General features: G+C 61.7%; 2 protein-coding genes and 2 pseudogenes. 3 read left to right on the plus strand and 1 reads right to left on the minus strand.

What is annotated here, in order from left to right:
• The 3 genes and pseudogenes from X773_RS73100 to X773_RS76015 all read left to right on the plus strand — a co-directional run.
• On the plus strand, positions 1-484 hold a 484-nt coding region (locus X773_RS73100), incomplete at its 5' end, for an RES family NAD+ phosphorylase (RefSeq protein WP_023680877.1).
• Positions 485-839: 355 nt separating this feature from the next.
• On the plus strand, positions 840-2,318 hold the full coding sequence (locus tag X773_RS73105; RefSeq protein WP_023680878.1) for a protein adenylyltransferase SelO: 1,479 nt from the start codon (positions 840-842) through the stop codon (positions 2,316-2,318).
• Between the two features lie 167 nt (positions 2,319-2,485).
• Positions 2,486-4,087, plus strand: a pseudogene (locus tag X773_RS76015) (ISL3 family transposase).
• Positions 4,088-4,137: 50 nt separating this feature from the next.
• Here the strand turns inward: X773_RS76015 and X773_RS73120 are convergent.
• Positions 4,138-5,355 (minus strand): annotated as a pseudogene (locus tag X773_RS73120) (transposase family protein); the annotation flags it as partial.
• Between the last annotated feature and the right edge of the window lies 1 nt (position 5,356).

The following is a 5,356-nucleotide window of genomic DNA, read 5'->3' on the forward strand; positions in this document are numbered from 1 at the left end:
ATCGCCGAGCCGCTTCAGCGATCCTCGGCGTCGTGTTGCTGCCAACCGTTTCTGCGTTCTCTACCTCGGCGACTCCCTGAAGGTGTGCTTTCTAGAAACGGTGCTCCGCGACCGCCGCGAAGGGCTTGTCGACGATCTTCCGATAGAGGAGGTGGAACTGACCCAGCGGCGCTATGCGGAGATCACGACTACGGCGGACCTTCGCCTCGTCGACCTGAGGGGCGACAACGCGGTCAGGATGGGTGTGCCCACCGATGTCGTTCGGGCACAGCGCCAGAACCTGGCACGCCGGTGGTCACTGGCGTTTCACCAGCACCCATCTGAGCCTGACGGGGTCATTTACCCCTCGCGCCTCAATGAGGCGACCAATCTCGCCATCTACGACCGGGCGATACTGAAGCTTACGCCGAAGCGCGTTTTGACACTTCTCGGCGCGCAGGGGCTGGCTCAGGTTCTGGAGGATTTCAGGATAGGGTTGGTGTGAAGATGCAGCTCGTATCCGTATCGCTTGGCGAAGATGGCTGTAGCGTCAGAAGCGTCCACTAAGCCGGAGCAACGGAACGACCGGTGTGGGGCCGAAGCAGTCAGGCGGCTTAAGGCTACCGATTCGCGAAGACCAGACGTTCGCTGGCGCGAGAAGCGTCGTAGCCGTTCCGCTCGAAGAGGCTACTTGCCCGAAGGCACTGACACATCCATTTCTGGCACGTAGCTGGAAATGAAGTTCGAGCATCGCCACATCAGCATACGGATCGGCAGTCTGATGGCACTATTGTCATTGATAACAATCTTTGCGACCGACGAAGCGTCTCGCGACTGCCGTTGATGTTTGAGGAGTGTGAATGACGGTACGCTTTGCATTCGACAACAGCTATGCTCGGCTGCCGAGCTCGTTTTATGCGCGTGTTTCCCCGACCCCGGTCTCCGCACCGCACCTCCTCAAGCTTAACCAGGAGCTGGCCGTCCAGCTCGGGCTCAACCCGGTAGAACTCGCCACGCAGGCGGGTGTTGAGATTCTTGCCGGCAAACGGATTCCCGAAGGTGCCGAGCCGATCGCTACCGCCTATGCCGGACACCAGTTCGGCCAGTTCGTGCCGCAGCTCGGCGACGGAAGGGCAATCCTGCTAGGCGAGATCGTCGATCAGGAAGGAGTGCGCCGGGATATCCAGCTAAAGGGCTCCGGCCGAACACCGTTTTCCCGCGGCGGCGACGGGCGGGCGGCGCTTGGCCCCGTTCTGCGCGAGTACATTGTCAGTGAGGCCATGGCGGCTCTTGGCATTCCGACCACTCGGGCGCTTGCTGCGGTCATGACGGGTGATGAGGTGATACGAGAAACCTACCTGCCAGGCGCAGTGCTGACACGGGTCGCATCCAGCCACATGCGGATCGGAACCTTCGAATTCTTCGCGGCGCGCGGGGACGTGGATGCGGTGAGGGCTCTCGCTGATCACGCGATCACCCGGCACTACCCGGATGCCGCGGGTGCTGCTCGCCCCTACCTGGCATTGCTGGAAAGTGTGATTGCGCGCCAAGCGAACCTCGTAGCGCAGTGGCTGCTCGTCGGCTTCATTCACGGGGTTATGAACACCGACAACATGTCTATCGCCGGCGAGACGATTGACTATGGCCCCTGCGCTTTTCTGGACATCTACAATCCTAAGACCGTATTCAGCTCGATCGACCAGTTAGGTCGCTACGCTTATGCCAATCAGCCTGCGATCGCCCAGTGGAACCTGACGCGGCTGGCGGAGTCTCTGCTGCCCCTCCTGGCTGAGGATCAGGACAAATCCGTGGAGCTGGCCCAAGCGGCGCTTTCTGCCTTCGCAGCACGGTTCAGCGACGCTTATAATAGTGGCTTGCGTAGCAAGTTGGGACTTTTGTCAGAGCGGGAAGGCGATCTTGCGCTGACGCAGGATCTTCTCGATCGGATGGTCGCTGGCAAGGCGGACTTCACCCTGACTTTCCGACGCCTGAGCGAGGCCGCTATGGGACCCGAAGGCGACGTCGCGGTGCGCAGCCTCTTCGAAGACCCTGCCCCATATGACGACTGGGCCGAGGGCTGGCGCAAACGGCTCGGGCAAGAGCCGCAGGAAGGTTCAGCGCGCCGGGCTTCCATGCAGCGCGTCAATCCGGCCGTTATCCCGCGCAACCACCGCGTTGAGGCGGTCATCGAGGCCGCCGTGAAGAAACAGGAGTTCGGACCGTTCGAGGACCTTCTGACCGTGCTCGGCAAGCCATACGAAGTCCAGCCAGGCTTCGCGAGCTATGCCGAGCCACCACCGCGCGATGGCCGCGTCTATAAGACCTTTTGTGGGACCTGAACCTGAGGTTCGTTGCGAAGAGATGCGTTGGATGACGAAAAAAGCGCTCGATCGCGCGAGCGACGTTCCTGTCGCTTGGCAACTTAATTGGGTTCTTCCTCACTTTGTGTGATTCATCCGCGGTTAGCGAGGATATCGCTATGGGCGGACATGCAGAGGAAATCGAAATGGTCGCCCGGCCCCGGGGTCAGAATTTGGGTGTCGCGCTTGCCGATGATGACAGATGGGTTGTTTCCGCTGCCGCACCAGCAATCGGCATTTGTCCCGATTGCGGACGGCGAAGCCGAAGTCGGCACGGCTGGTCCAACCGCAGCCTCCAAGATCTCCCGGTCCAGGGCAAGCCCGTGACCGTGAAGCTCCTGCTGAGCCGCTGGCGATGCGCAAATCGCAAATGTGAGCGACGAAATTTACCGACCGGCTGCCGATGATCGCTGCTCCTTATGCGCGCCGGACGAGAAGGGTCGGGGAGATCGTTGGCCTGCTTGGCCACAGCACTGGCGGCCGTCCTGGCGAACGCTTGATGCAACGGCTCGGCATGCCGGTCAGCGACGATACCATCCTGCGGCAGTTGAAGCGGGATGCCACGCTCGCTCACCGCAACTCCGAGGTCCGGTGGTCGGCATCGATGATTGGAGTTGGCGGCGGGCGACAAGCTACGGGACCATCGTGGTTGATCTCGAGCGCCGCTCGGTTGTCGACATTCTCGATGATCGGAGTGTCGATAGTGCGGCCAAGTGGCTGCGGAGCCATCCTTCGGTCGAAGTCGTCAGCCGGGACCGCTGCGGCCTCTATGCGCAGGCTATTCGCGAGGGCGCACCGCAGGCACGACAGGTCGCCGATCGGTTTCACCTGGTCCAGAATCTTCGCTCGGCCATCGAAGAACAGATGAGCCTTTCTGGACGTGCCACCGGCAGGGCCATCCTGTCGGAGGATGCAATCGTGGACGCTGCGACACATCGCCGGCGCGCCCGTCTCGCGCATAGGCAATTTCGTCAGGAGATATTCGAAACGCTCCACGCTTTGCGCGACGAGGGACTGTCGTATAGCGAGATCGCCCGCCGGACCGGCTATGAACGTCGCAGCATAGCGAATTGGCTCAAGTTCAAGGCTCCGCCAGACAGGCGGCGCGCAGCATTGAACCCCACATCACCTTGGTATTTCGAAGCCTTCCTCGCCCAATGCAGGATGGGAATCGCTGCGGACGGCATCTGTTTCATGACGTCAAACAGCGGGGCTACACTGGCAGTTTCGCCAATCTGGAGCGGCTTCTCGGAGCCTGGCGGCGGGCCGAAAGAGAGCAGGCCGGTGACATTCAGTCTCCCGCGCTGAACTTGGAGCCGGTTCGAGATCCGGATACCGGTCCTGCGATCTCGCCAGTTGTCGCCGCGGCGCTGTGCATCAAGCCGCGAGGCCTGCTGACAGACCGGCAGGTAAGGAAGGTCGATGCCCTGAAGCAGGGATCTGACGCTTTCGCCGAGATGCGACGCCTGGCGATGCGCTTCAACGGCATCCTTCGCGGCAAGAGATCGGCACCACTGGATGCGTGGATCGACGACGCAATCGACTCCGAACTCATTCCGATCATGCGGTTCGCCCGCGTCCTGCGCAGAGACATCGATGCCGTCAACAACGCCATTGAGCTGCCTTGGAGCAACGGACAGGCCGAAGGCCAGATCAACCGCCTCAAAACCCTCAAGCGCGCAATGTACGGTAGGGCAGGCCCTGAACTGCTGAGGGCACGCATGCTCCCTCCGCGCCACACAAAGTGAGGAAGAACCGAATTAAATGGAAAACGACACAAGCGATCCGTCGCGTCCGCCACGGGCCGGAACTCCCTCGTCTCCGGATCCCGGATGTAGATGTGGCTGATATCGCGAGGATCGTATCGCACCTCGATCCGGCCCAAATGGTTTCGCTTCGGGACCAAGCCGCCCAGCCATGGCGAGTAGTAGTCGAGCGCGAACATGCTGACGCCCTGCGGCGAGGCGTCTTTCTGCCCCGGGCAGGAATGCAAGCAGGACCCGCACAGGATCGTCATCGAAGCGCGGGAGATCACGGCTATGCCGTTCCCATTCCGTTGCCGAGACCCTCAACGTCTTCGCGTTCTCTTGAAGATTGTGGTCGAGCACGGCGAGCGCCACGCACCGCTCCAGGTGCGTCGCAAGAACGGCATTGAGCTTTCCTAGCAACGTTTCGACCACCCCGCCCTGGTGGACGCGGCCGCGATTCCGGTAGCGGATGCGAATGCCATAATCTTCGCACCCGCGTTGGAATGCGTGCCCTTTGAACTCTTTCGCGGAATCGGTGACGAGCAACCGTGGTCGCCCGAACATCGGCCAACGATGCTCTATGTCACGCGCGGCCAGCCAGGCATCCTTCGGACACATTGCTTGTGCGAGGCATAGCGCGACGGACAGCGCCGACGGTTTTTCTAGGGTGAGACAGAAGCCGATTATGCAGCGCGATGCCACGTCTGTGACGATCGTCAGGAATGCGCTGCCGACGAAGATCCCTCACCTTCGACGACCTCCACGAAATTGATGTCGGTGGGCGTATGATCGATCTGACAGACCTCGAGCAGTCGCGATGCGTGGATGTATCCTGGTCGCGGTTTGAGGCGCTGCAGATGCTTCGGATTCGCCGACCGCTTCCTGGCGATATCCTCAGGGCTGAACAGCGAGAGAATGCGGCGGGCCACGGTGAGGTAGGATGGCGCAATCAGACCGGCCTCCTCGCAGCGAGCGCGGATCTCGGCCACTACCGGAGCGAGCGGCGGGGCCTCCAGCACCAGCCATTGCTCTCGCAGTGTCGTGGCGATGATTCCCTCGACGTCCTGGTGAAGTCGCTGCTTCCTCGTGCCGTCCGTGCGAGGCAGCAGCGACGTCACCCTGCGATCGACGCGATAGCGCGCCAGGAGATTGTAGACCTGCCGGGTCGACAGGCGCAGCTCGGCGGCAGCCCGATCTATTGCGGCTCGACGTGGTCCCGAACCCTCGAGGACCCTGTCCAACTCTCGAGCCATGCGGCGCGCGGCCAGT

The organism is Mesorhizobium sp. LSJC280B00 (assembly GCF_000502835.1).
GTDB lineage: Bacteria > Pseudomonadota > Alphaproteobacteria > Rhizobiales > Rhizobiaceae > Mesorhizobium.